This is a genomic window from Leptospira alexanderi serovar Manhao 3 str. L 60 (assembly GCF_000243815.2).
Lineage (GTDB): Bacteria > Spirochaetota > Leptospiria > Leptospirales > Leptospiraceae > Leptospira > Leptospira alexanderi.
In genome coordinates, this window is sequence record NZ_AHMT02000050.1 from 25,244 (window position 1) to 47,777 (window position 22,534).

25 protein-coding genes and 2 pseudogenes are annotated in these 22,534 nt (G+C 39.9%); 23 read left to right on the forward strand and 4 right to left on the reverse strand.

What is annotated here, in order from left to right; genetic code table 11:
- Positions 1 to 15: 15 nt before the first annotated feature.
- The 5 genes from LEP1GSC062_RS15690 (at position 16) to LEP1GSC062_RS15715 (ending at position 4,362) form a co-directional block, all read left to right on the forward strand.
- Positions 16 to 759 carry a hypothetical protein gene (locus tag LEP1GSC062_RS15690; RefSeq protein WP_010576917.1) on the forward strand — a complete coding sequence of 248 codons (744 nt, stop codon included), beginning with the start codon at positions 16 to 18 and terminating at the stop codon, positions 757 to 759.
- Positions 760 to 1,145: 386 nt separating this feature from the next.
- The gene (locus tag LEP1GSC062_RS15700; RefSeq protein ID WP_010576919.1) at positions 1,146 to 1,958 is read left to right on the forward strand and encodes a hypothetical protein; all 813 of its coding nucleotides are present in this window, start codon (positions 1,146 to 1,148) and stop codon (positions 1,956 to 1,958) included.
- Entirely contained in the window at positions 1,921 to 2,133 is a 213-nt protein-coding gene (locus LEP1GSC062_RS24985; RefSeq protein WP_020984770.1) for a hypothetical protein, read from the forward strand. Before LEP1GSC062_RS15700 ends, LEP1GSC062_RS24985 begins: the two co-directional genes overlap by 38 nt.
- Positions 2,120 to 3,928: a hypothetical protein gene (locus LEP1GSC062_RS15710; protein WP_010576920.1), complete on the forward strand. Its 1,809-nt coding sequence runs from the start codon at positions 2,120 to 2,122 to the stop codon at positions 3,926 to 3,928. The genes LEP1GSC062_RS24985 and LEP1GSC062_RS15710 overlap by 14 nt, the downstream gene beginning before the upstream one ends.
- A gap of 2 nt (positions 3,929 to 3,930) precedes the next feature.
- Entirely contained in the window at positions 3,931 to 4,362 is a 432-nt protein-coding gene (locus LEP1GSC062_RS15715) for a hypothetical protein (protein WP_010576921.1), read from the forward strand.
- A gap of 6 nt (positions 4,363 to 4,368) precedes the next feature.
- Here the strand turns inward: LEP1GSC062_RS15715 and LEP1GSC062_RS23715 are convergent, their stop codons facing one another.
- The 3 genes from LEP1GSC062_RS23715 to LEP1GSC062_RS15730 form a co-directional block, all read right to left on the reverse strand.
- Positions 4,369 to 4,626: a hypothetical protein gene (locus LEP1GSC062_RS23715; RefSeq protein WP_010576922.1), complete on the reverse strand. Its 258-nt coding sequence runs from the start codon at positions 4,624 to 4,626 to the stop codon at positions 4,369 to 4,371.
- Positions 4,627 to 4,636: 10 nt separating this feature from the next.
- Entirely contained in the window at positions 4,637 to 5,023 is a 387-nt protein-coding gene (locus LEP1GSC062_RS15720) for a hypothetical protein (RefSeq protein ID WP_010576923.1), read from the reverse strand.
- 586 nt (positions 5,024 to 5,609) lie between these two features.
- Positions 5,610 to 6,002, reverse strand: a complete 393-nt coding sequence (locus LEP1GSC062_RS15730) for a hypothetical protein (protein ID WP_010576925.1) — start codon at positions 6,000 to 6,002, stop codon at positions 5,610 to 5,612.
- Between the two features lie 240 nt (positions 6,003 to 6,242).
- Here LEP1GSC062_RS15730 and LEP1GSC062_RS25605 point away from each other — a divergent pair, with 240 nt between their 5' ends.
- The 6 genes and pseudogenes from LEP1GSC062_RS25605 to LEP1GSC062_RS15765 all read left to right on the forward strand — a co-directional run bounded on the left by LEP1GSC062_RS25605 (position 6,243) and on the right by LEP1GSC062_RS15765 (position 12,436).
- Positions 6,243 to 6,902, forward strand: a complete 660-nt coding sequence (locus LEP1GSC062_RS25605; protein ID WP_020984772.1) for a hypothetical protein — start codon at positions 6,243 to 6,245, stop codon at positions 6,900 to 6,902.
- Positions 6,903 to 6,948: 46 nt separating this feature from the next.
- Entirely contained in the window at positions 6,949 to 8,634 is a 1,686-nt protein-coding gene (locus LEP1GSC062_RS15745) for a hypothetical protein (protein ID WP_020984775.1), read from the forward strand.
- Between the two features lie 36 nt (positions 8,635 to 8,670).
- Positions 8,671 to 9,060, forward strand: coding sequence for a hypothetical protein (locus LEP1GSC062_RS15750; RefSeq protein ID WP_010576928.1), 390 nt, complete (start codon positions 8,671 to 8,673; stop codon positions 9,058 to 9,060).
- Between the two features lie 2 nt (positions 9,061 to 9,062).
- Positions 9,063 to 10,562, forward strand: coding sequence for a hypothetical protein (locus tag LEP1GSC062_RS15755; RefSeq protein ID WP_010576929.1), 1,500 nt, complete (start codon positions 9,063 to 9,065; stop codon positions 10,560 to 10,562).
- Between the two features lie 212 nt (positions 10,563 to 10,774).
- A pseudogene (locus LEP1GSC062_RS15760) lies at positions 10,775 to 11,278 on the forward strand (hypothetical protein); the annotation flags it as partial.
- 3 nt (positions 11,279 to 11,281) lie between these two features.
- Complete coding sequence (locus LEP1GSC062_RS15765) at positions 11,282 to 12,436, forward strand: hypothetical protein (RefSeq protein ID WP_010576931.1); 1,155 nt, start codon at positions 11,282 to 11,284, stop codon at positions 12,434 to 12,436.
- On the opposite strand, the gene LEP1GSC062_RS15770 is transcribed toward LEP1GSC062_RS15765, so the two are convergent.
- Positions 12,433 to 14,028: a phage portal family protein gene (locus tag LEP1GSC062_RS15770; protein ID WP_020984763.1), complete on the reverse strand. Its 1,596-nt coding sequence runs from the start codon at positions 14,026 to 14,028 to the stop codon at positions 12,433 to 12,435. The two genes, LEP1GSC062_RS15765 and LEP1GSC062_RS15770, sit on opposite strands and share 4 nt — an antisense overlap.
- A 152-nt stretch (positions 14,029 to 14,180) precedes the next feature.
- On the opposite strand from LEP1GSC062_RS15770, the gene LEP1GSC062_RS15775 reads away from it, so the two are divergent.
- From LEP1GSC062_RS15775 to LEP1GSC062_RS25610, 12 genes and pseudogenes are all read left to right on the forward strand, one after another.
- Complete coding sequence (locus LEP1GSC062_RS15775) at positions 14,181 to 14,486, forward strand: hypothetical protein (protein ID WP_010576934.1); 306 nt, start codon at positions 14,181 to 14,183, stop codon at positions 14,484 to 14,486.
- A 2-nt stretch (positions 14,487 to 14,488) separates the two neighbouring features.
- Positions 14,489 to 14,956: a hypothetical protein gene (locus tag LEP1GSC062_RS15780; RefSeq protein WP_020984768.1), complete on the forward strand. Its 468-nt coding sequence runs from the start codon at positions 14,489 to 14,491 to the stop codon at positions 14,954 to 14,956.
- Positions 14,957 to 15,008: 52 nt separating this feature from the next.
- On the forward strand, positions 15,009 to 15,950 hold the full coding sequence (locus LEP1GSC062_RS15785; RefSeq protein WP_039942355.1) for a hypothetical protein: 942 nt from the start codon (positions 15,009 to 15,011) through the stop codon (positions 15,948 to 15,950).
- A complete protein-coding gene (locus tag LEP1GSC062_RS15790; protein WP_020984766.1) occupies positions 15,950 to 16,519 on the forward strand; it encodes a hypothetical protein in 570 nt (189 codons plus the stop codon). Before LEP1GSC062_RS15785 ends, LEP1GSC062_RS15790 begins: the two co-directional genes overlap by 1 nt.
- 20 nt (positions 16,520 to 16,539) lie before the next feature.
- The gene (locus tag LEP1GSC062_RS15795) at positions 16,540 to 17,214 is read left to right on the forward strand and encodes a hypothetical protein (RefSeq protein ID WP_020984764.1); all 675 of its coding nucleotides are present in this window, start codon (positions 16,540 to 16,542) and stop codon (positions 17,212 to 17,214) included.
- Complete coding sequence (locus LEP1GSC062_RS22140) at positions 17,211 to 17,549, forward strand: hypothetical protein (protein ID WP_078125848.1); 339 nt, start codon at positions 17,211 to 17,213, stop codon at positions 17,547 to 17,549. Before LEP1GSC062_RS15795 ends, LEP1GSC062_RS22140 begins: the two co-directional genes overlap by 4 nt.
- Positions 17,550 to 17,731: 182 nt before the next feature.
- The gene (locus LEP1GSC062_RS24990; protein WP_244265118.1) at positions 17,732 to 17,878 is read left to right on the forward strand and encodes a hypothetical protein; all 147 of its coding nucleotides are present in this window, start codon (positions 17,732 to 17,734) and stop codon (positions 17,876 to 17,878) included.
- Between the two features lie 3 nt (positions 17,879 to 17,881).
- Entirely contained in the window at positions 17,882 to 18,268 is a 387-nt protein-coding gene (locus LEP1GSC062_RS15805) for a hypothetical protein (protein WP_020984771.1), read from the forward strand.
- Entirely contained in the window at positions 18,265 to 19,044 is a 780-nt protein-coding gene (locus LEP1GSC062_RS15810; RefSeq protein ID WP_020984757.1) for a DNA-methyltransferase, read from the forward strand. Before LEP1GSC062_RS15805 ends, LEP1GSC062_RS15810 begins: the two co-directional genes overlap by 4 nt.
- 229 nt (positions 19,045 to 19,273) lie before the next feature.
- On the forward strand, positions 19,274 to 19,993 hold the full coding sequence (locus LEP1GSC062_RS23335; RefSeq protein WP_010576941.1) for a DNA cytosine methyltransferase: 720 nt from the start codon (positions 19,274 to 19,276) through the stop codon (positions 19,991 to 19,993).
- A gap of 200 nt (positions 19,994 to 20,193) precedes the next feature.
- Entirely contained in the window at positions 20,194 to 21,690 is a 1,497-nt protein-coding gene (locus tag LEP1GSC062_RS15825) for a hypothetical protein (RefSeq protein ID WP_039942347.1), read from the forward strand.
- Positions 21,644 to 22,534: pseudogene (locus LEP1GSC062_RS25610) on the forward strand (IS630 family transposase); the annotation flags it as partial. The gene LEP1GSC062_RS15825 and the pseudogene LEP1GSC062_RS25610, both read left to right, overlap by 47 nt.

A 22,534-nucleotide genomic window follows, 5' to 3' on the forward strand; every position in this document is an offset into this window, starting at 1 on the left:
AGCCCCCTTTTTTAAATGTCCTCTTACGAATCACTTTACGAAAAAGGCAAGTTTCCAAGAACAAAACAACTCCTTAATAAAATCGCGGTCGCTGCCAAAAGTTCGTGGAGTCATAACGTTCTTTCCGCAAAACCTGCATGGTGGGGAAGGATGGCTATGTCCAATCGTGCCGGTGGAGGAGGGGGGATTTTAATCAAAAAAATTCCGGGAGGGTTTCAGGTTTTTCATCCGAATCAAGGTAAATACAATTACATGAAGGTTATCGAGAACGGTCGCGGTCGGTATGATATGCGTCCTGCACTTCTTGGCGGAAGCCGCGCAAGAATGGGTCCGCATGGACCTTACGTTGTTGTTCCGATTTTCAAAAACGAAAACGGCACTCCCGTGTCGCCCCAACACAACGAAATCAATTCTGTTCTAATAAAAACCGGAACCTACAAAGAACCTAACGCGCACGGTCAGGTTGTGACACGGAACCGGTACAAATACAGACAAGACCCTGGAATGACTGGGAAAGGAAACGTTTTTGCGAGAGAACAGGTGTACAAAAATGGTCACGTTCAAAGATCTTTTGTAAAGTTCGTCGTTGTAAACCAGTTCAGTCGGGATTTTTTTCAACCCGCAATTCCCGCGCAGAAAGTTTTCAGTGGAGTTAAAGAAGACGTAAAGCGCGCGTTAAAATCAAAACAACTAAAAAGTGCGGTTGCTATGGACACGAAGGATTTAATAAGGGAGCTTTTAAGAAAAAAGAAAAATTAGTACCATCGAACGGGATCAAAACATTTTTTATTTTTTGAGTCTATCTCAACTATATTTTTCGTATTTTGATCCACGATTTTCTTCGGGAGGAATTGTTTCTAATATTGATACCACCGTACCAAATGGAAAATTTAACTGCCTATAACCTGGCCCCATGATTGGTTCAAAAAATAGTCTGATCCCAATTTTCGAATTGATGATGCCGATTTTTTGAATATTCTTTTCTTCCGAATTTTCTTTTTTGCAATATAGAATTAAAATGCATACGAATACTGAAAGGCATTTATAAAATTTGTAAGATTTCATTTTGACGACGGTTTTCCTAATCCAAGTATTTTTCAACACAACGTTAATTCCGATTCTCATTCTTCCATTATTTTTTATAAATGGACATTTCACTCCGCGAAGAAGACTCGCGACGGCAAGACGGACGCGACAAAGGAGCCGTTCTTGTCACGTATCCCGCACCGCCCGAAGACGCGGTAGTCGATTATTTTAGGAGTTGTCTTCCACTTTTTGGACTCGAAGAACGAAATATCTCGGTTCCCATTGAACACGGTCACCCACTTTATCAGCAGGGTATTTCTACAAAAGGATCAAATACAAAATTTCCAAAACTCGGAGTTGAGTGCGCGACTGAAAAACACACTCAATTTTTGGGACTCAATGAACTTCACTTTCAAAACTCAAATTCCTTTTTGGAATATTTAGAATCGATTGCAGAACTTCCGGAATCAAAAAGACTTCCGTCGAAAGCATTCTTAGATTCTTTCTCAAGACAAAAACACATTCAACAATTTCAATTTACATGCGAAAGCGACGTCGTTATCACTGGTTTTGTAACTGGAAACGCGGGAAGAACGACAAACCGGTTTCTTTATGATTCGTCACTCGCAGTTACTTTACTTCTTTCAAACGATCTTCCAATTTTGCATCCGGGGATAAGCGTTTTTCTTCCCGAAGATTCTGAACCAAACTTAACAACGATGGATTTCGCAGAACCCTTCTGGGGGTTTGAGATTAGGATTCGTATCGTTCAAACCAAATCGATTTTTAGAACAAAACCAAGTTTTCTTTTCCCCGATACTAAGAAGTTCGATATATCTCTTTCTCGAAGTAGAACCCGTTTTGAAAATAACTTTGGGTTTAAGGACAAACGGCTTGGATCAAGGACTGAATCTGAAAGGGAAAGAGAGTAAACAGTCTCTCACCCTTTCAAAAAAGCAAACATCAGAAGAATTTCTTTTAAAAAAAGAAACTGAACTCGGAAAAACGATTACTCCGCGATTTCGCGAGTATTTCTATCGAGAACTAAACAGAATTTCAAACCGCACTTACGAGCAGGTTTGGGAGTCCGTTTTTGGGCGCGCGTGAAGTTGAATTCCTTGGGCGCGGATACATCCAGCCAGGTGCGCGAGGTGCTTTTCGAACAAAACCGCAGTCTGGCGGAATCAGTCAAGATTTCACGACGTTAGTTTTAATCGGTTCGGCAGATAACGGATTTTTTTCAAACGATACAAATCTTCCAAACTCAAAACGGATCTTGGAATTTACGAGTGCCGACGAAGCAAGGTCTATTCTCGGATCGGGTGAGTTGGCGGATGCAGTAATCAACGCATTTTCTCCTTCGAAAGATTCCCGGTTTGCGAATGGTCCTCAAACGATCAAAGCGTTAAATGTTTCTAGAAACTTATCCGCATCCATTTCCATACCCTCTATTACATCAGGAATTTCGAATACTATCAAAGCACAGATTCCCGGTCCGCGCGGAAATCAAATCCGATTTCGCATTGCAAATGGCGGAACTGTAATCCAAGCAGGGGACAAAGACGGAATCGTAAATTCGGCTCCGATCGAAGCAAACGAGTTTCGAATTTCTTATACCGGAAACGCCGGTGTTGCAAGTTTGACGTACGACGGTATAAATTTTAGAGTTATACTTTCCGCTACGCCATCGACCGATGGAAGTGCGGATTTATCCGTTCCGGTTAAAGATTACGAGACAATTTCGGAACTCGTAGGATTTATCAACTCACGTCCCGGGTATTCTGCGGTATTATTATCCCAACCGGATCGAAAAACAAAGACTCTAGATTTCATTTCTTCTTCCGACGCGATTGATATAAAGACAGGTCCATACACGTTACGATCTCTTCTCTATTGGCAGGAGACGTTTTTTCTTACAAACGGACTTGCAGAAATTGAAGCGGGAACAGAAAGAAAACCCTGCGCAGATATGACATCCTTTTCATATCTCGCCGGCGGGACTTCTGCGCCTGCAACCGCAACCGACTACTTGAATGCGATTGATACTGTTTTCGATACAGAACTCGTTAAAGGATTCTATGTCAATGTCTGCACGTCCCTTGAAACGGTTCGACTCTATCTCGCGGACAAACTCGCTAACGGAAATTCTCCGGAAGGTTCCGACGAACGGTTCGCAGGCGCGGGTCTTGATCTTTCACGCACAATCGATCAGCGAATCGACGATATTAAATCGACGAACTCCGAGTATATGGTTCTCGGGTTCTCTCCCGTCACGAGATACGCATCCGACCGCGTTTCTTTAAAAACATATCCAGGCTGGATGCTTGCCGTATTACACAATGCGATCAAGGCATCCGGGAATGTCCGAGAAACTGCTACGTTCAAAGATTTGAATATTCTTGATGCGCCTGAGGCTCTTTCTAAAATGCAAATAAAAAAGATTCTTCGCGCCGGTGGTCTTGTTGTTACTCAAAAACCAAACAACGGACCTTTTAAAATCGAGTTCGCTTTAACCAGTTATCAAACAGAAAACCTAATTAAAAACCAGGCTTCTACCGTTTGCACGGCGCTTGCTTTGGTGAAAGATTTTAGAGAATGGCTGAATGTTTCTTTTACGGGCGAAGTTCCAACCGATCCGAACGCACTCGGCACAAATCTAACAGACGCCGATATTCGCACTGCAGTTACACAACGTTTTCGTAATGTATATATTTCGCAATACGGTTGGCTCACCCGGAACATTTATACGGGTGAGGACGCTTTTGATGAAAATTTTGACATACGCCGCGATGGTGATGCAATCTACTTCGTTTTCCCCAGTGGGCTGATCGTTACTCCGATTAACTTTATGTTTTTTCTCTTGCAAATAGACGTCGCTCGCGGCGTCAGCAAGGGGAACTAAACTTGGCTAGAAGTTCAAGACCGAATCCGAATATATTAACTGGTAACGACGCGATTGTGAAAATCAACGGGCAAGCGGTTGGTTTTATGAAATCCATTCGCGTGAACATTAACAACCATATCGAAAGAATTCAAGCTCTGGGTGTAAGAAAACCGAAAGGTCTAAAATCACTTGACTGGCAAGGAACCGCTTCGGGTGAATTTCATATCCTTACTACTCCCGTTGACGGCGTTGTAAAAATCGATACATACGACGATGCACATGCGGATGACTTGTATGACATTCTCATAATCGACAAACGATCGGGGAAAAGGATCGGACTTCTAATTGGCGCAGTGAATACGGAAGGGTTTAGTCTAGTGAATAACGAAATGTCGGGGAGAGAGATAGAGTTTGAGTTAGTGGACTGGGAACCGATGGAAGCGTTTAATTAGACGCTTTTATTCCTCCCACCATTTTTCAGGTAATCCAAGTGTATTGCCTAATGAAACCAATTGGCTTATTGTAAATTTTGGGTCAGGATTATAATAGTTCATAGAAAAAGGATAAACAAAACCTTTTTCATTTGTCCTTTTCATTCTTACTTTGACCGGTTTATTCCCTTCTATCTTTAATGGTGGATGAGGGTTTACTTCGCAAGCAAAATGCAATAATCTACTTAATATCTCAGAAAATCTTTTATAGTTCTCTAAGACCATTAAAAATAAGTTATGCTAACACTAAATTAGATTTATTTAATTTAGGAATATCGTTGCGGTAAGGAGAATCGCTAAAACTGACAGCAGGGTGATGATTTCTTAATTGAAGCTCATTATAAAGTTCCATTTTTTCTCTGGGAGATGGTACAACCATTGTTTTTTCAACATTACTATTCGCTTCTTTTAGATACCAAATAAAACCTTCAATTAAATCTTCAGCGGCTTCCTCTTCTGTACGCCCGGCTCCAATTTGGCTAAATTCTAATAGCTCTGCGTAAAATAGATCATTCTCATCGCCTTTTATTTTATACAGCAAAACTGGAAAATTCAATGAGGGGGTAATCTTACTCATTAAAGAAATGGCTTTAATTGGAATGATTTCATCGAAAGGGTTCATAAAAACTCTGATTTACTTTCCTACTGATTCATTCGGCATTTTTACCGAATTTAACAATTTCAAGTTTACAATACTTCGACTATTGATCTCGATCAAGTGCTAAAAAATACACTTTTGAATTATTTTACACACCCAAAATTATGTCCAAAATTCACGTATAATTAAAAAATATAAATTTTTCTTTAAATTTTTATAGATTTTAACATTTCCGATAGATTTCGGTCATTCACAATCACGGAATGAGAATTCTAAAACCCGAAAAGCGCATATTTCTCATGTAAGATGCGAAGGCGAACAAGTAACTTTTCGATGGAAGCGTTTAATTAAACGCTTTCCTCTTTTTTCTTCCAGTCTTTAGTAAGAAGTAGTGCATTTTGGATTGTAGATTGTAAGTTGAGCGGGACTTCGGGATCTTCGCTACTATAAAATGAAATTGGACATTTAACAAAATGCCCGCTGTTTAAATTCCGTTTGATTAGGAAGAGAATTTTTTTACTTCCGGAAGCAATAACGTAATCTCTCGTATCCGGATGAATTTCGCATCCTAGAGATTTAAGGATGTTCGAAAGTTCGCTTAGTCGCATTCTTAAGAAGCGATTGCGTAGTGTGCTTCACGAAGACCTTTAAAGTCTTCCTGACCTGGCGGATTTAGGTTAAAAAAGTAATCCCACATTTTAACATCGATCTTATTTAAGAAGAGCTTTTTTTTCTCGGTCTCAGACTGAATCATTGTCGAACGTTTTTCAGAATTTGCAGTATCGAACGAATACAAATCAAAGAGATTCACTAAATCTTCTTTGGCTTCCTGGATATTTTTTCCATAACCTAAGATGCTGTAACTTAAAAGTTCTGCATATACGTAATTTTCTTTTTCGTTCTCAACGCTATAAATAAGAACGGGCAAAGGATATTCTTTATTTTCAGTTGTTACGACTAAAAAGTTAGCTTCGATAGGATGAATTTTTATTTGCGAGTCCATATAAAACGAATCTGATCGGTATTTTCTCCGAATTTAACAATTTCAAGCATAGTTTAAACGGACTATTTCCCACAAGCAAGTGTAAAAAAATACAAATAAGAACAAAAAGAAACATACCAAGGGCTATGTCCAATAGCTCCGAAATCTTGGAAAATCCTAAAATCGGATACATCTTGATTATTTCAAATTTTAATGAAAAATTGAAATTTCCGATAGATTTCGGTCATTCACAATCACGGAATGAGAATTCTAGAACCCGAAAGGCGCGTATTTCTGCAGGTAAGATGCGAAGGCGAACAATTAATTTTCCAAGCTGAAATCGCAGATCCTTCCACGGAGCTGGACATTGAAATCGCTGTCGCCAGACGTCTGAATGGCGCATCCCTTGAATCAATTCCAAACTCGGTTTACGGATACATAGTCGCGACATGCACGCTCAACTATGTAATCCAAAAGTTTCCGGAAAATTTTCCGTTTCGATTTAACTCCTTCGAGGAGATACTAGACAAAGAGTTTGTCGTAAAACTCTTCAACGAATACAAGAAAAAAGAAAACTGGTTTCAAACCGAGTTAAAAAAAAATCGGGACACTCGAGGAGGCAATTTCAGACGAGAGAAACCTAATCGATTTCATTCTGATAAAAGAGTTTCAGATTCTACCTCACGGAGTAACGAACCTCGGCAACCTATTTCACGAGCAGAAAAAATTCCTGATCGAAGCGTTGAGCCGAATAGACACAGAAATATATCTGAAACGAACGCGCCTTCTTTCGGAGAAACGTCAGGTCGAAAAGATGAATCCAAGCGAATTTCTCGAATCAATCAGTCCGCAGATGATAAATATCCTAAAGGACGAGGCAGGGTTCTCGAAAGAACAGATTCAGGCTCAGGGAGAACATAAGAAAAAAGAAATACTCGAAAAAATAGAACGAGAGTTACGAATCTAAATGTCTTCCGAATCGCTTGATATAACGGTCCACGCAAAACCGGATTTTAAAGACGTTGACAAGGATTTAGAAAGGATTGCAAAAAAGGGAAAAAAAGGATTTTCTTTTTTTGATTCCAAAAGTTGGAACTTTGGTTCTGGGAAAAAACTCAAATCATCTTTTAAAAAAGGATGGAAGCATACAAAGGAAGCTGCTTCTAAATATCACGGAGGAAGTGCTGGAGCCTTAAAACTCGGCGCAGACGGATCGGATCTCGATGAAACACAGCACGGCGGTTTCTATAACACACTCGACAAAAAAATTTCCACCGCCAAAGACCTCGCTTCCAAAAAAAAGAAAAAAGGTAATGAAGAAGCAGACGAAGAAAATGAGAAGTCTGGAATATCAAAATATTCTAATGCAACAAAACAAATTCAAATCCAAAAAGCCGAAATAAAAATCCAGAATTCCAACTTTGATAAGGGTGGATTCCCTGGAATTGGAACCCCTCCCACAAATAGCGGTGGGGGAGCCGATACGAAAGGAAACGGACTGACTGCGATGGGAATGGCGATCCCCATTGCAGGCGCAGCGTTTGCGGTTGCCGGTGGAATTTTAAAAACAATCTCTGCAATCGGGGAACAATATCACGCCGCTATGCAATCGCAAAGCGCAACGATTGGCGCAACCGGTGGATATGTCGGAGGTGGAAGCGGATATTTTGCAAACTCGGAACTTGCTTCCGCAAATCTCGCAAAAGGGCGCATAACGGGTGAATCGATTTTTGGTAAAGGAAACCAGATCGATTCCGAAACTATGAAGTTTGCCGCGTCGCAAGGAAAAGGAATCGGTGAAGTTGTTAAAGAACTCGAAACGATCCGAAAAGACAACAAACACGCCGATCTTGGGTTTTTAAGAGGTGGAGCAAACGTTTCCGGATTTTCAGGTCTTCGTCAATCCGAATATATTTCAAAACTTGCAAGTGTTTCTGAGAACTTGCGCACAAAAGGATATTCTGGAGAAATCTCCGATTACTCGAAATTTGCGGTGGGATTAAATCGAACCGATAAAACGAAACTAGATCCCAATAGGCGCATGTCACTCGCCGAAGAATTATCAAATCATGGAAGAAGCGGCGCGTTTGGCGGTGGAATATTCGGTTCCCTTTCCATGGCAAGCGCACTAAGCGCAAACGGAGGAGACATTTTTAAAGCGATCCGAGAATCCGAATCAAATCCGGGAAAATACATGTCCTCGGCGTTATCCGGAATGGATGCAAACACGCGCGGGATCATTCACAAAATGGGGGGTGGAAGTTTCTCGGAAATGTCGTCTTTAAAATTTGGTTATGGAGCTTTTTCAAACGACAATTCTTCCATACATGCGGGATACAATAAAGGCCTTGAACTTGATAATTTAAAAAAAGAAACATTTGCTTCCAAAACGGGAGAAGAGGCGGCCAAGGTTGGATACGAACTGAATAACGCTATGTTGAAACTCTTCGAAGAGAACAAAGGCGCTATGTTGAAACTTACAAATACGGTGCAAAATATCGAAAAAACACTTCTTCCGGTAGTCTCAACCTCGATTACGGGAATCGTATCAGGGATAGAAAAACTTAGTGAATATGCAGAACCTCTTGTTAACGGAATCGGAAAACTCGCGTCGCTTGTTTCTCCCGCCGGAATCCTTGTAAAACCGAAATGAAACTTCCGATTTTTCATTTCTCATTATTTTAGAGGAATGGAAATTCACAGAATTCTTTTTAAATTATTTCAAAGAAATGGAATTTCGATCGAACGAGAAGTGGAGGAATTTGCAACCGAGTTCCAAGTCCAACAGCCTCAAAAACTTACAAAAGCGATTAGGCAATCCGATAACCTCGTCACAATTCCAATTCCAAATGGAATCACGTTTAAGTATGTTTTGATCCTTGCGAAATATCTCTCGGATGATACTGCAATCGGTGTTAAAAAAGATGATCCCGCGCCGCTTGTCGTTCGAATCAACGGTTCAAACCACGACCATCCGACTTCTCAAGGATTTGTTGCGTGGGCCGGTGGAATCAATTCTTTAAGAGTCGCGACAACCTACGATACGAATCAAATTTTAATCGAAATTTATTTAGGTTAAACTTGAACTCAGTTTTTAACTTCTTACTTCGAGGAATCGGAAGTTCGGTCAAATTAGGTAAAAACGGACCGAGGCTGAAAAGTTCCGGTTCAAACGTCGAATTCAGACTTCCGGACGATACGGGACTCACTAACCTAAAAGTTGCGTCTCCGATAGATCCGGATGATGCGGTAAACCTAGATTGGATTAGAAAAGAAGTATTAGCGAATTGGAATACTCCTGTTCAAAGTTTGTTAGAATTAAAATCAATTCCCAATTCTGAAAGAAACGACAAACAAATCAGAGAAGTAGAAGACGAACTTTCTTTCTATCAATTCGATTCTCAGTCAATGGCCCCTGTCCCCGATCTAATCGATCCGACTCGCATAATTCTTCCGAATGATTTAACGATGAACTCTCCCGGTAGGTGGTTAAAAACAACCGCAAGAACGGCCCTTCATTTTCAACTAATCGGCCTTAGCCTAAACGATCATCCGCAATACCAACTAAGGTCCGAAAAAAATTCATCAAACGGCTACCCAGGTCTTGATTCCAATTTCGGTTTAGAACTCACGTCACCCGGCGGTGTTCGAAGTGTGTTAAAATCCCTTACAAACCTTGCAAGGGAATATCTTCTTCCCGATAGTTCGGGAACTCTTGCACTCGACACGGAGTTTCAAGGTTCAACCTCACTTTTAAACGGAGTAAAAGGTCTAGTTCCCGCACCGCTTATTTCAGACAGAGAAAAGTTTTTGTCAGGAGACGGAGTTTGGAGAACAAATTTTGGTTCTTTAAAAAATTCATCCGTAAAAACTTCCCCCCATACCGCTACCAAATACGAAAGAGTTCTTTGTGACGTATCGTTAAATCAAATCTCAATCACACTTCCTTTAAATCCGGACGATAACGAAGTCGTAGGTATATTAGATATTTCCAATTTTGCCGGAACCAATCCGATTACTGTTCTTCGTAACGGTCAAAAAATTGAAGACCAAACTGAAGACTGGCAATTAGACCTTGATGGTGGATCATGGGAACTCGCTTTTTCTTTAGAAAAGGGTAGTTGGTATTTTTTAAGCTTCAAAGGATATAACAACATAGCTTCTACAAACGGGATTCTTACAAATTCACCGTCTTTTTTTGAAACCTCACTCGCACCGTCTGCAAACTCAGTCCGGGAATATTTTGACCGACTGCAAATGTCTTTAATGCAGTTGATTTCTCAAGGTAGTGTTTTTCTCTTCGGAGGCAATTATGCGCCACAAGGGACTTTGGTAAAAAACGCATTTTTTGAAGGAACAACTAACGCAAGCGGTCTTTGTGCTATCAGCACAGGTCTTTCAAATTCCATTCTTTCTGTTTTCGCATGTGTATCGGATAACGCAGGAAAATGGTATTTTCTTTTTCCTTCGGGAACTACGGTAACCGGGTATTTCGACGATCAGGGAAATGTTTCGATTCAGTTTACGGGAAGTTCTATATTTTTTAACCGTAATGTTCGTATTGTGGTAGAATACAAATGAAGAGTTTTAAAAACGATTATTTAAAGGACAATCAAATCCGTCAGTACGTGGATTTAAAACTTCTAGAAGAAATATCTACGAGAATTACCGTAGATTCTTACCTGCAATCTCAAATTTTAACCAAATTAAACTCTATCGAAAAAGGTGTACCTTTCGGTGTCGCCACTCTTGATTCGGACGGTCTCCTTTTATCCAATCAAAGGCCCTCGTCCAATTTTGAAAAAACATTAATCTCCAAAGGACAACTTGTAACACGCGACGCTTCGGGAAATTTCATTTCGGTTTCCCCCGGACTGAATAATGAGATTCTAATCTTTGATTCAAGCTCGCAAGGAGGATTTAAACCAGCTTCACTTGGTAGTCTTTTTTCTCTTCCAGGAATGAAGACGTTATGCGATTACGTCAGGCAAACTTCTCCTTTTACAAATCTATTTTCAGCGGGAAATAGGACACTTGATTGCTCTACCTCGAATCTTTTTCGAATCACAGGCGGAAACGCTACGATCACGTTTTCAAATATGACTGAAAACGAAGTAGTAAATGTCGTCTTTGAATCTACTGGTTCGCCGTATACAATTACCTGGTCTGGAGGAACGTTTCTCTGGTCGGGTGCCATTATTCCAACACCATCTTCTTTATCCGGAAGAAAAGACTTTTACTCTTTTATAAAAGTGGGGGGTCAAATTTTTTCTTCGGGTGTTTTAAACATGGGTTAATGAATGTTTTTACCATTTGCGCATTTCCAAAAAGTAAATTTTAAACCTTATGTAGATCCAATTTCTATCGGAGCTTTAAATTCATCGGGGGCTATTTACTCAGTGATCCAAGTTGGAAATACAATCTTCCTTGGAGGTGATTTTACATCTATCGGCGGAGTTGTTCGTAACGGTATTGCGGCGATTGATTCTGTCACTGGCAACCTTCTTCCATTTTTTCAAGGAACTGGCGGAGTAGGGGGAATCAACTTTGTTTCTTCGTTTCATTATACCGGTTCGATGCTTTTAGTCGGAGGTGCGTTTTCTTCCCTAGGAGGTATTTCGAGAAATGGTATAGCGGCTATTGATCCGTCTAATGCAAACGTTCTTTCTTGGTATCCAAGTGGTGGCCTTACAAGTACGGGCTTCACACTTTATACATTTTGTCAAAAAGGAAATATTTTGTACGTTGCTGGAAGTTTTACAAGCATAAGCGGGGTACAAAGGGCAAGGATTGCGGCTCTGGATCTTTCGAATGCGAGTGTTTTACCTTGGTATCCGACAAGCGGCGCGGCGACTGGTTACCCCAAGAAACTTTTTTTGTCTGAAGACGGTAATACTCTTTATGTCGGCGGAAGTTTTCAAAAAATTGGCGGACTTAGTAAAGCAAGACTTGCCGCCGTTGACGCAACTACTGGGGAGGTTTTGTCTTTTACTCCTCCTTCTTTTTTAAGTTCTAGCACTTCCGTACCCTATATCAGTTGTCTTGCACAATCTGGATCAAAACTTTTTATTGGTGGGGAATTTTCGAGTGTCGCAGGTCAAACTAGAAGCGGTTTTGCCGTTTTAGATGCTACGACAGGAAGTCTCCTGTCTAACTATCCAAACGGTGGATTTTCAAGCCCAACCGCATACAAAAGTTTCGTTTTAAAAAATTCGTTCCTCTATATCGGCGGTTGGTTTGATTCCGTAGGCGGTCAGGTAAGGAATGGAATTGCCGCTTTGGACTCAAATTCTCTAAACGTTCTTTCTTGGTACCCTCCAGGCGGTCTAGGAGGTCCCAATGCTTCCATCTACAATTTTTCTCCATGCGGTCCTGATTCCATTTGGGTCAATGGCTATTTTAATTCAATAGGCGGTGTAATGCGAAACGCCAATGCAAAACTAAACCTTTTCTAAAAAAGAAGATCCTCATCTAAATCCTCTTCGGTTTCCATTTCTTTCTCATTTTCAGAATATCCCATTTCAGGATATTCTGAATTGGAATCATTTTCAGAGTTTTCGATTCTGTTTTGAAGAAGCTGGAGATTTTGCTGAAAAATCGGATTTAGAATCACGGCACCCGCCATTTTGTAATCTTCTTCCTTGACTCCATACAGTTCAGCGAGAGTTTCCGCAACAGTCGGTTTGTCCTGTTCGATTCGAATTTCATCGACCAGTTTCCAGTTTGAAACCTCGTCTTTATTTTTAGCGAGTTTGTCTTTTTCATCTTCCGGATTTTTTCCCGAGAATTCGCAAACGATCCCCACGAAATCATCTTCTCTAAACTCGCGCACTCGGTTAAACGAAAACTCGAAGTATGTTAAAAGAGAAAGGTTAGCGCGGGTCATGGAAAGCTTACTTTTTTCAACCTGGTTCCCTTCCGAAAAAGTTGCCTGCGATCCGATGAGTCTGAGGCCAAGTTCCGACTGGTCCATTCCGTGACCCATGAGAACAAAGCTCGTGCACCACTGCATGAGCTCTTTGAATAACATATCGTTTGGAATGGAAAGAGGAGTCCAGCGCACTTCACCGGCGGACGTGCCGATGATCGGAATTCTGTGTGAATCGTCGAGTCCCGAAATCATTTCCTGCCATTGAAGTTGAAGCGACTCGATTACTTCTTGGGTTGCGTCTCCTTGAAACGACATGAACCCTTGCGGGTGCTGTCTTGTGAAAGTATCTCGGTTGAATTTGAGGGAATTGATGACCGCAACTAGATCCAATATACACGCTTCGAGCGGAGAGAATCCAAAACCCCGCATCGATACGTCTGAGATATGGTTTTTATGAAGCCAAAGAATTTCCGAAGAAGAGAACGTTTCTACAATATTGTCGTCAATGATTTGTACGAACGCAATTCCTTTGTCCCCTCCATATCCTTTTTCCGGATCGACTTGAAAGATTGTCGCGGGATCAAGATACCTGATCTCAATTAACTTTCCAAAACTGTTATATACCAAATAAAACGCGATACTATCGAGTGTGAGAGTGTCCCTAATCATCATCTCGAAAACAGATCCTAGATGATCTCGGTTCTGCCAACCTTCGGTCAAGTCTCCCATTTTCTCGAAGAAACGGCCGCACTTTCGCATTTTGAAATTAAGTTCATCGTCAATCTGATCTTCTTCAAATTCGGTTCGAAACCAAAGACCGGTTTTTTTTGAAATACAAGCGAATTTGGTAAGATCCTCTACCCGAACTGTGTGAATCGCTGAAATAAGAGAAGTACCATACGTGGAATTTCTTAATTGTTGGTAAGGGATTCTCCATGTCGGTCGGAGCTTTACACCGTCTCGGATTTGTTGGAGTTGGTCGTAGTTATATACGGGATTTCTTCCCGCAATTTTGTCGGAATTGATCTGATTAAAAAACGATTTTGCGAGGAATTGAAGTCTATCGTTTACGACTTTCGCGTCTATATTTTGTTTTTGGTTTTCGTTACTTCGAGTTCTTCGTTCTAAATTTCGTTCAAAGTTCACCCCTCGGGGTCTTCCGTTTTTTGCGTTCACTGTCTCCGATATTAAAAAATTTTAAAAAATCGGATGTGGGGTTTTGCAGGGTTTTTTACGTGCAAAACCCCGGTTTTGTACTTTTCGCATATCGGAATCCAGGATACGTTTCTCTTAATTTCCGATATGAACTTACCGGTTAAGTTCAGTCTATGTCTTCAAAGTCTTTTACGTTTCAGGATTACAATCGTCTCGAAATTCAAAACCAGTTTACGGCTCCGGGTAACACAATTCTAAACGCACCTGACCGAATGTACTTTATTACCGAAATTGCAGCGAGTGGTGCGTGGACCATTCATGTAAAAGGGAATAACGCGGATCAGGATTTACGAAATTACGATCGTCATGGGTCAGGCGACAAACAATTCTTTCGGCCAATTTGTGCGAGTGAAGCAAGTTTTAACGGAGTTAGCGAAGTTTCCGGTTTCTGGATCAATGCAACGAAGGTTCTACACTAAACATGTTTTCTAACGCAAACACGGCACTCGTTAAAAAGAAGGTCACGGTTCACGGAAAAAACGGCGATTATCAAGCGTTTAGAAACACAAAAGTAAACGAAGACGTAAGAACTCCCCGCGAGAAAAAAATCGATCACGCAAGAAGTGAAAGAAACCGGATCAATTACAAAAATGAAAAATCGGAAAAAGAAATCCAAAGAGAGAAAGAAATTTCTAAAAGACACCTGGAATTTGAATCCCTTTCCAAAGAACAACGAAGAACGTACGGAACCGGTCCGAAACTTCCAAAACCGGGGATGATTATGCGAGTGTATGCGAAAGGTCGGGCAAACGTGGGAGGAATGCTTGCAAAAATCAAAGAAGTGGCTTCAGACGGAAAAAGTGTAGTCTGCGAACTGACAAGCGGCGTGACGCATACACTCCCGCTTGAGCACCTTGAATTTGCGAAATCCGGTCTCTTCTCCGATTGAAGTCAATTCCGCACATTAGAAGAATGAAATATTTTTTTGGTTGTTTTTTACTTTGAATTACGGATTTGACGGAGATTTAAACAAACAGGAAGAGGATTACGAGTACCACGATCTTAGTGCGTGCATTTATCCGGAACTTGTAAAATCCGATTCTCCTCTTCCAGGCTGGGGAACTCTCATTCATCCGGATGAGCTTCGTCGGATCATGTTTTTCGGGAACGAACCGCTTCTCACTACGCGCGGAACTCAACTTGAAGATTTCCAATTAAAAAATTGGTGTGACCAAACCGTTCGGGCATTTGCCTCTGAAATTGACTGGGATATTTATCCTAGGCTTTTTCGATCCCGTCCACTTGTTGGGCAATCCGGAAGATTTGATCTAGAACCTAAAACCGGTAGAATCGAAGGCTTTGCGGAATGGGATGACACATACGACTATGATCCTTCCAAAAGTTCGAATTTCTTTCTTAAACTGAGAAGAAAAAATATTTGTCGTCTTCATAGGTGGGTCTTAACGCTTCCTTGGAATGGGAATACGGTTCTTGACCTTACAAACCGAGCGACGATTCAATACAAAACGGGAATTTTACGTGCGGTCTTTACACGAGTCCCTTTCGGCAATGTCGGAATTTCTTCTATTGGAATTCAAGGGTTTCGTGCACTCAATCAAAATATTACAAACCTTCCCGGTGCCTATCAAGTTGATTATACTACCGGATACGACCATGCAACTCGAGTTCCAAGAGAACTAAAGGATCAAATTCTAAAATACTTTGCGATCTGTCTTCTGTCTTCGTACGGAGAAGGAATCATCGGAGGGATTGCGAACTATTCTACGTCGGTTGGTGTGATTAGCGAATCCATCGGGACGACTATGTCGGCGGAAAACGCATTTTTTGGGGCCAGAATCAGACAACTTGGTAATGAGCTTAAAGAATGGTGGAAGACTGCTAAAATTCGGTATACGGGATTTACGTTTGGAGTGTTGGGATAATGGATGAGTTTGATTCTTTAAAAGAAATGAAGGATAAAAACCTTCACGGAGTCCTTGGATACGCAGCGAGTATTCTTCTATTTCTTTCTCAATTCGCGTTTTGGTTTTTAAAGAAATGGAGAGAAGTTCTTTTTAAAAAAACGAAATCAAATCCATATACGGTAAAAGGTCCGTTTTTTCATTCGTTTGGGGAAGTGTCGCGTCTTGACATTTTTTTGATTAAAAATCTGTCTGTTGTATCTTCGGAGATTTTTTATCTGGACTTAGTTTCACTCTACAAATCTGCGCGGGAAAGAAATCTTGAGTCGATCAAGATCGAATTTGCACACTACGGAACGGTTTCTCTTCCCGCCAAACACGCATTGAAAAGGTTTCTTGATTACGTGACAGTGTACAACGGTCTTAGGCTTGTTTTGAAATTTCCGACGAATTCCCAAGACACAATCAATCTCTATTTTTCACTTCAAAGACATCGCGCAAAATCAAACGGTGGAAGAATCGAACTCTATTTGAATGACTATTCCGAAGACCGATCTAAAAATTTTTTAAAACGTTCACCGATACCGTAAGACTCGTTATTCTCTCCGACATGAATTACGAAACATTCATTCCTCGTTTGATTGCGGAAACAAAGTCGAGGTTTAAGGAGAGTGAAAACTTTCCCTTTCTTGATTTTGAAAAAGAAAATGTTCTCATCGGCGTCCGGGGAATCAGCGTCCTACAAAACAAAGTCGTTCTAAACGACGATTCTTTCGACAAGTTTAACGACATTCTATTCGATATCTACCCTGGCGGGAAATCTTGGGGAAGCAGAGTCGTTACGATTGATCCCGGTAAGGCTTCCGAAGAAACGTTAGAAAAGTACGGAGTAAGGGAAGGGGAAGCGCGAACGGAAGAGGGACTCTATCTTGTAAAAATCGGTTCGCATCACGGACACGAAGCTTTTAATCAAGGATCAAACTTCAATTTTAGACGCGACAAAGACGGAAATCATATTTGGTCAAGTGATGATCCAGTCTTTAGCGGAAAAATTGGTCTGAACATTCACGCACAAGGCACGACAAAAGAAAATGTAGGTGTATCGTCTCTCGGTTGCACGGTTACGAAATCTACTTGGGAAGAATCCGAATGGATTGAACTTATTTCCATTTTCAAAGGCGCGGAACTACGCGTAAAAAAAACAAATCCGCGCTTCCCAGGCTTTTGTTATGCGGTATTCAATCAAGATACTGCGAAAAAGATTTTAAAAGCGAGAACTAACTGAAAAAGAAAATTCCAGCAAACGAAATTCTTAAAGTCGATCCGAGTTCACCTGAAGCTGCTGAATACGAGAAAAGACTTTCAAACTCTTTTGTCGTAGAAAAAAATCCGCTTCGAATTACGAACCAGGCATTCTTTCTAGGGCTTTTCTTTCTCTTAATCGGTCTCTATCTCTTAAAAACTTCTCCGGATGCGAAAGTCTCCGAGGGGTTCGGCGCGGTAAGCGTTTATGGTCTTTTTTTAATTTCCGGTGTTCTTCTCATGTCTTGGTTTAAGACGGGAGAAATCCTAAAAGCCTTGGGAGAGTTTATCCAGAAAGCACGCGGCGGGGGAGGTTAGTCAAAGTCACGTAACACATTCAAACGTAATTTCTTTATTTTAACAAAAGGACTTACTCTTTGAATTCATATCTTACAAAACTAAAATCGTTTCTTCAAACGCACAAAACTTTTCTTATCTCGCGGGCGTTTCTTTTACTTCTCGTTTTTCTTTTTATCAAAGTCAACCGGATCGAAATCAAAATGAATTCGGATACTGATACGTTCGACAAAGTAACTCCTGTCGATTACTCGGTCGATCGGACCCGCCTTATCTGTTATTCGAGGCGGATTCCCGAAGAGATTCAGAAAACCTGTGACGGTGCTTTTCCTACGGATGCGGGGGAATAACCGATGAGATTCATGTTTATTTTTTTTCTTACCGGATTCATCGCTCTTAACTGTTCTTCTTTTACGAAACAACAAGAGACCTTTACTCCATCGCCCGTACGGGAAACCGGTTGTGCTAAATTCAAAGGTGGACTCTGGTTCCAATGCCTTGAGGGTTTACATGCAAGATGGGAAAAAATCGAATCTTCAAAGGCCGTCGTAACGCTTCTTTCTGAAACGAGAGAAGGAGAGTTTATTCGAAAAAAGAAACGGATTTGTTGGTCCGAGTATTTTTGTCATACCTACGATCAGGTAACTTACTCGCCTTCCTATTTTCAAAAAGTTTTAGGGACTTTAGAGATTGCGATTCCATCCCTTGCGATCGGCGTCCTCGTGGGTTTGTCCCTTTGACAAAAGGACAAAAACAAAACGTAAAACTATATCACGGCGATTGCTTCAAAATATTTCCTAAAATTCTCAACAAATCTGTTCAGTTAATTTTAACGGATCTTCCTTACGGAATAACCAACTGCGAATGGGACAAGGTTCTTGATTTATCAAGTCTTTGGAAAGAATATGAAAGAGTTCTAAAAGAAAATGGTGCCGTAGTACTTACAGCAAATCATCCTTTTACTACAAAGCTCATCAACAGTAATCCTAAATGGTTTCGATACGAACTCATTTGGTACAAGACGAAGGCTTCCGGATTTCTTCTCGCAAAGAAAATGCCCATCAAATCGCATGAAAACATTTTAGTTTTTTACAAACGATCGCCAATCTTTAACCCACAAAAATATACAATCGATCCTAAGTTTCAAAAAAAAGGAAAATCAAATATGAAACAATATTCCAATGTTTTTAATCTCAGTGGTCCGAAGCATGTAGAATATCAGTATTTGGATATAGGCGAACGCTTTGCCGATTCCGTTCTATGTTTCCCATCGGAAATGGCGAAAGGAATGCACCCGACTCAAAAACCATTGAGACTTATGCGTTTCTTAATAAAATCTTTTTCGAATCCCGGTGACTTGGTTTTAGACAATTGTATGGGATCCGGTACAACCGGCGTTGCTTGTATCGAAACGGAAAGAGGATTTATAGGAGTAGAAAAGGAGAAAAAGTTTTATGAATTAGCAAAGAAGAGAATTCAAAAGGCAAAAGAGATTAAAAGAGGAGAACTCCCTTGACAAACACGGAAGTTTTCTATTTGATTTTAAGTTATACTTTTTTCTCAACAATTCTTTTTTATTTTTCAATGGCGATTCTTTCACGTGTTGTTATCGATTCTTTCAATTTTTTTCTGTCGTGGTTTCGATCAGAAGAGGATCAAAACCACGATACTCCACAAATCAATCTTTCAAACTCTAATCGTAATTTAAGATTTCCTAATAAATAAATCTCGAATTACGAAGTTGAATGAGCTGGCACTTTTCGCAGGCAGTGGGAGGTTTTCCTTGCACTGACATTTCCATTGCCGGAAAAGGCGCCGGAATCGAAGGAAAACAATCAAGTCTTTGGAAAGAAATGTTTAGAATCATTTGCGAAGTTCGACCAAAATTCGTCTTCGTGGAAAACTCCCCAATGCTTACCAAACGTGGACTCGACAGAGTTCTTAGGGATTTGGCCTCGGTGGGGTTCAATGCAGAATGGGGAGTGTTGGGAGCGGATAACGCCGGAGCTCCCCATATTAGAAAACGAATTTGGATATTGGCGTACTCCGGTCGCTTGCGCTGGGGGAGAAATCTCGCAAGAGAAATTAAACGAAATCGTCGAAGGGAAAAAACGAGCCTCGGGGCATCGACAGCAGTTATGCTTAAAGGATCAGGTCCGAGACCCGAGGCTATGGCCGACTCCTACAGTTTCAGGAAACAGCAACCGGAAGGGGATTTCGAAAAAAAGCGGCGACGGACTTGCGACCGCAGTAAGGAAGTTTCCGACACCAACCGCGTCGATGGTCACGGAAGGCGATCTACTTCAAGCGCAATATCATTCAAGCCAGAGACCGGAATACCAAAGTGTGAATGGTGGGAGTCTGAACCCGAGGTGGGTAGAGTGGTTAATGGGATGGCCAATCGGTTGGACCAGCTCCGCGCCCTTGGAAACGGACAAGTACCGGAAGTGGTGCGACTTGCATAGAATTACTTAAAGAAGAATTCTAAAGACAATTAAATACATTCTTAATAATTAATTTATTTTCACCAACTTAAAGCGAACCTGTTGAGGAATTAAAACTTTATTGCAGTTGAGAATTTCAGACACGAATTCAAATTTGTATTTTGTTAACTGAATATTTCTTTTGAAGAATATTTAGTTAATCTGAATTATATCGAATGAGTATGAACACATCAAAAATTGAAAAAACAGGAATTGCAATCTTTGAATCTTTGCTGACAAATAGTGAATATTTGGATTCAGGAATAAATAAAGATGATCGCGGTCCAAGTTGGGACGGACATTTAATACTCTATTCAAAACCCAATACAAACAAAAAAGAATCTATAACAGGTAAGATTCCAATACAAATAAAATCAACGATGCGGAAAGCAGTTGTAAATGAATCAATAAACATTGACAGAAGTGATCTAAATAATTACTTAAACGATGGTGGTATTATTTTCTTAAGACCAATCTTTGAAAATGATAAAGTATATAAAATTTTCTACTGCTTGCTATTGCCGATTAATATTCAAAGATACTTAAAAGACGTCAGCCCTACGAAAAAGAAAATTAAGATTTCATTGGAAGAAGCCGAGAACGCGAAGAAAATAGAATTTATTTGTAAATTCTTCCTCGACAACCATTCTGAACAAAAGAATCTTTCAAACTATATTGATATAAATTCAATAGACCCAAAAGAAGAAATACAAATTATCGCAAAAACAATTCTAAAAAAGGATTTTCGATCATCCTTATATTCCCCAAATACTTTCTTTTACGCAAAACTCATAAATGGAATCACGGTTCCTATTAAAAATGAATTTAGCTCTTTTACATTTTCAGAAGTTGGCGAAGTTTTGCTTGATGACGAAGTCTATTTTAAGTCGTATTCTGTTGAATTCTCAAATTCCACTTCAAATATTTTGAAAATTAATAATTCTCTCACGATTACTATTACCGAAAACGATGTAGATGTAAATTTCAATAGTCCACCAGATTTACTATTTCCAGAGGCACTAGATTCTTTAAAGTTTTTAAAAGCGTTGTCCGAAGCAAAAAAAATTAAATTCGGAAATTCTAAGATAACGTTCAATGGTATTTTAAACTTTGGAATCTTTCAAGAGCTAATGGATCTTTATGATGATACGCGCGATCTTTTAGAAAATCTTGGTATTAATTACGATAAAGTTAAGATTAAAGAATTAAGCGATAATATTAAAACAATATATGCGATGATTTTCAATATGAAAAATTCAGATTCTTTATTTTTCGATTCTGTCCATGCAGCCATATTCACTAAATACACGTTACTAAATTCAACATTTCTTTTTTTATTTTTACGGAATCAAGACGGCAGCTATCGCAGCTACAATTTCATGGATAGAGTTATTGGATTCAAAGATTTTGTTATTCCTGTCAATAATCAACCTGTCCCTTGTAGTAGATTCCTATCGATAAAGGATGTAGAGCTATTATCCGCAATCAACGGACATAGTGACTTTGTTTTTGAAGATTTAAAAACTTATTTCACTTTCGAATTGATTCCTGAATATCAACGCTTCATGTTGAATTTACTGATCCCTACAAAAAAGAGTACCAAAAATATAACAATAATATCCCATTGTCATAATGCAAAACTTAGAAAGGGAAAAGTTAAAACGTTTGGAAAAGCGTAGATTGAAGGGAATTGCTCTATTGAAGAAAGGCTACACGTGCTACGGAGTATCAAAAAAGCTTGGAGTCAGTAAGCAATCGGTAATGCGTTGGCGAGAAAGATATGAATCGGAAGGAATCGAAGGAGTAAAATGGAATGGTCGACGAGGTCGACCGACCAAATTGACCATTTCAGAGAAGAAAGAATTAAAAAGAATCATCTTGAAAGGTCCGATCAGTAACGGTTATCCGAATGAACTTTGGTCAACGTATCGCGTATCGGAAATCATACGAAAAAAATTCGGAGTAACGTATCATCAAGATTACGTAGGAATTCTTTTACATCAATTAGGATTTTCGTATCAAAAACCTAAAAGAAGAGCGTTGGAAAGAGATGAAAAGGCAATTGAAACTTGGAAAACGAAAACTTGGCCCGGTATAAAAAAAAGCAGAGAATGAAGGGTTTAAGGTCATATTTTTAGATGAAAGCGGAATCAGCCAGAATCCATATACGATAAAACTTGGAGCTTAATCGGAAAGACACCGATCCTTCGTCACAAGATGTCTTGGAAAAAGTTATCAGTAATCGGTGCTATTTCTAAAAAAGATTTTCACTTCCAGATCATAACAGGCTCTGTTAAAAGCCAGGACCTTATTTATTTTTTAAATATACTTCTAAAGGAAAATCGCAAAAAGATTTTAATAGTTTGGGATAATCTATCTGCTCATAAAAGCAAAGCAATGAATGAATTTTTAAAAGCAAATGAGAAAAGGCTTCGAGTAGAATTTTTGCCTCCTTATGCTCCGGAGTTAAATCCGCAAGAATATATCTGGTGTCGTTGGAAGAAAAACTATATGGCTAATTTT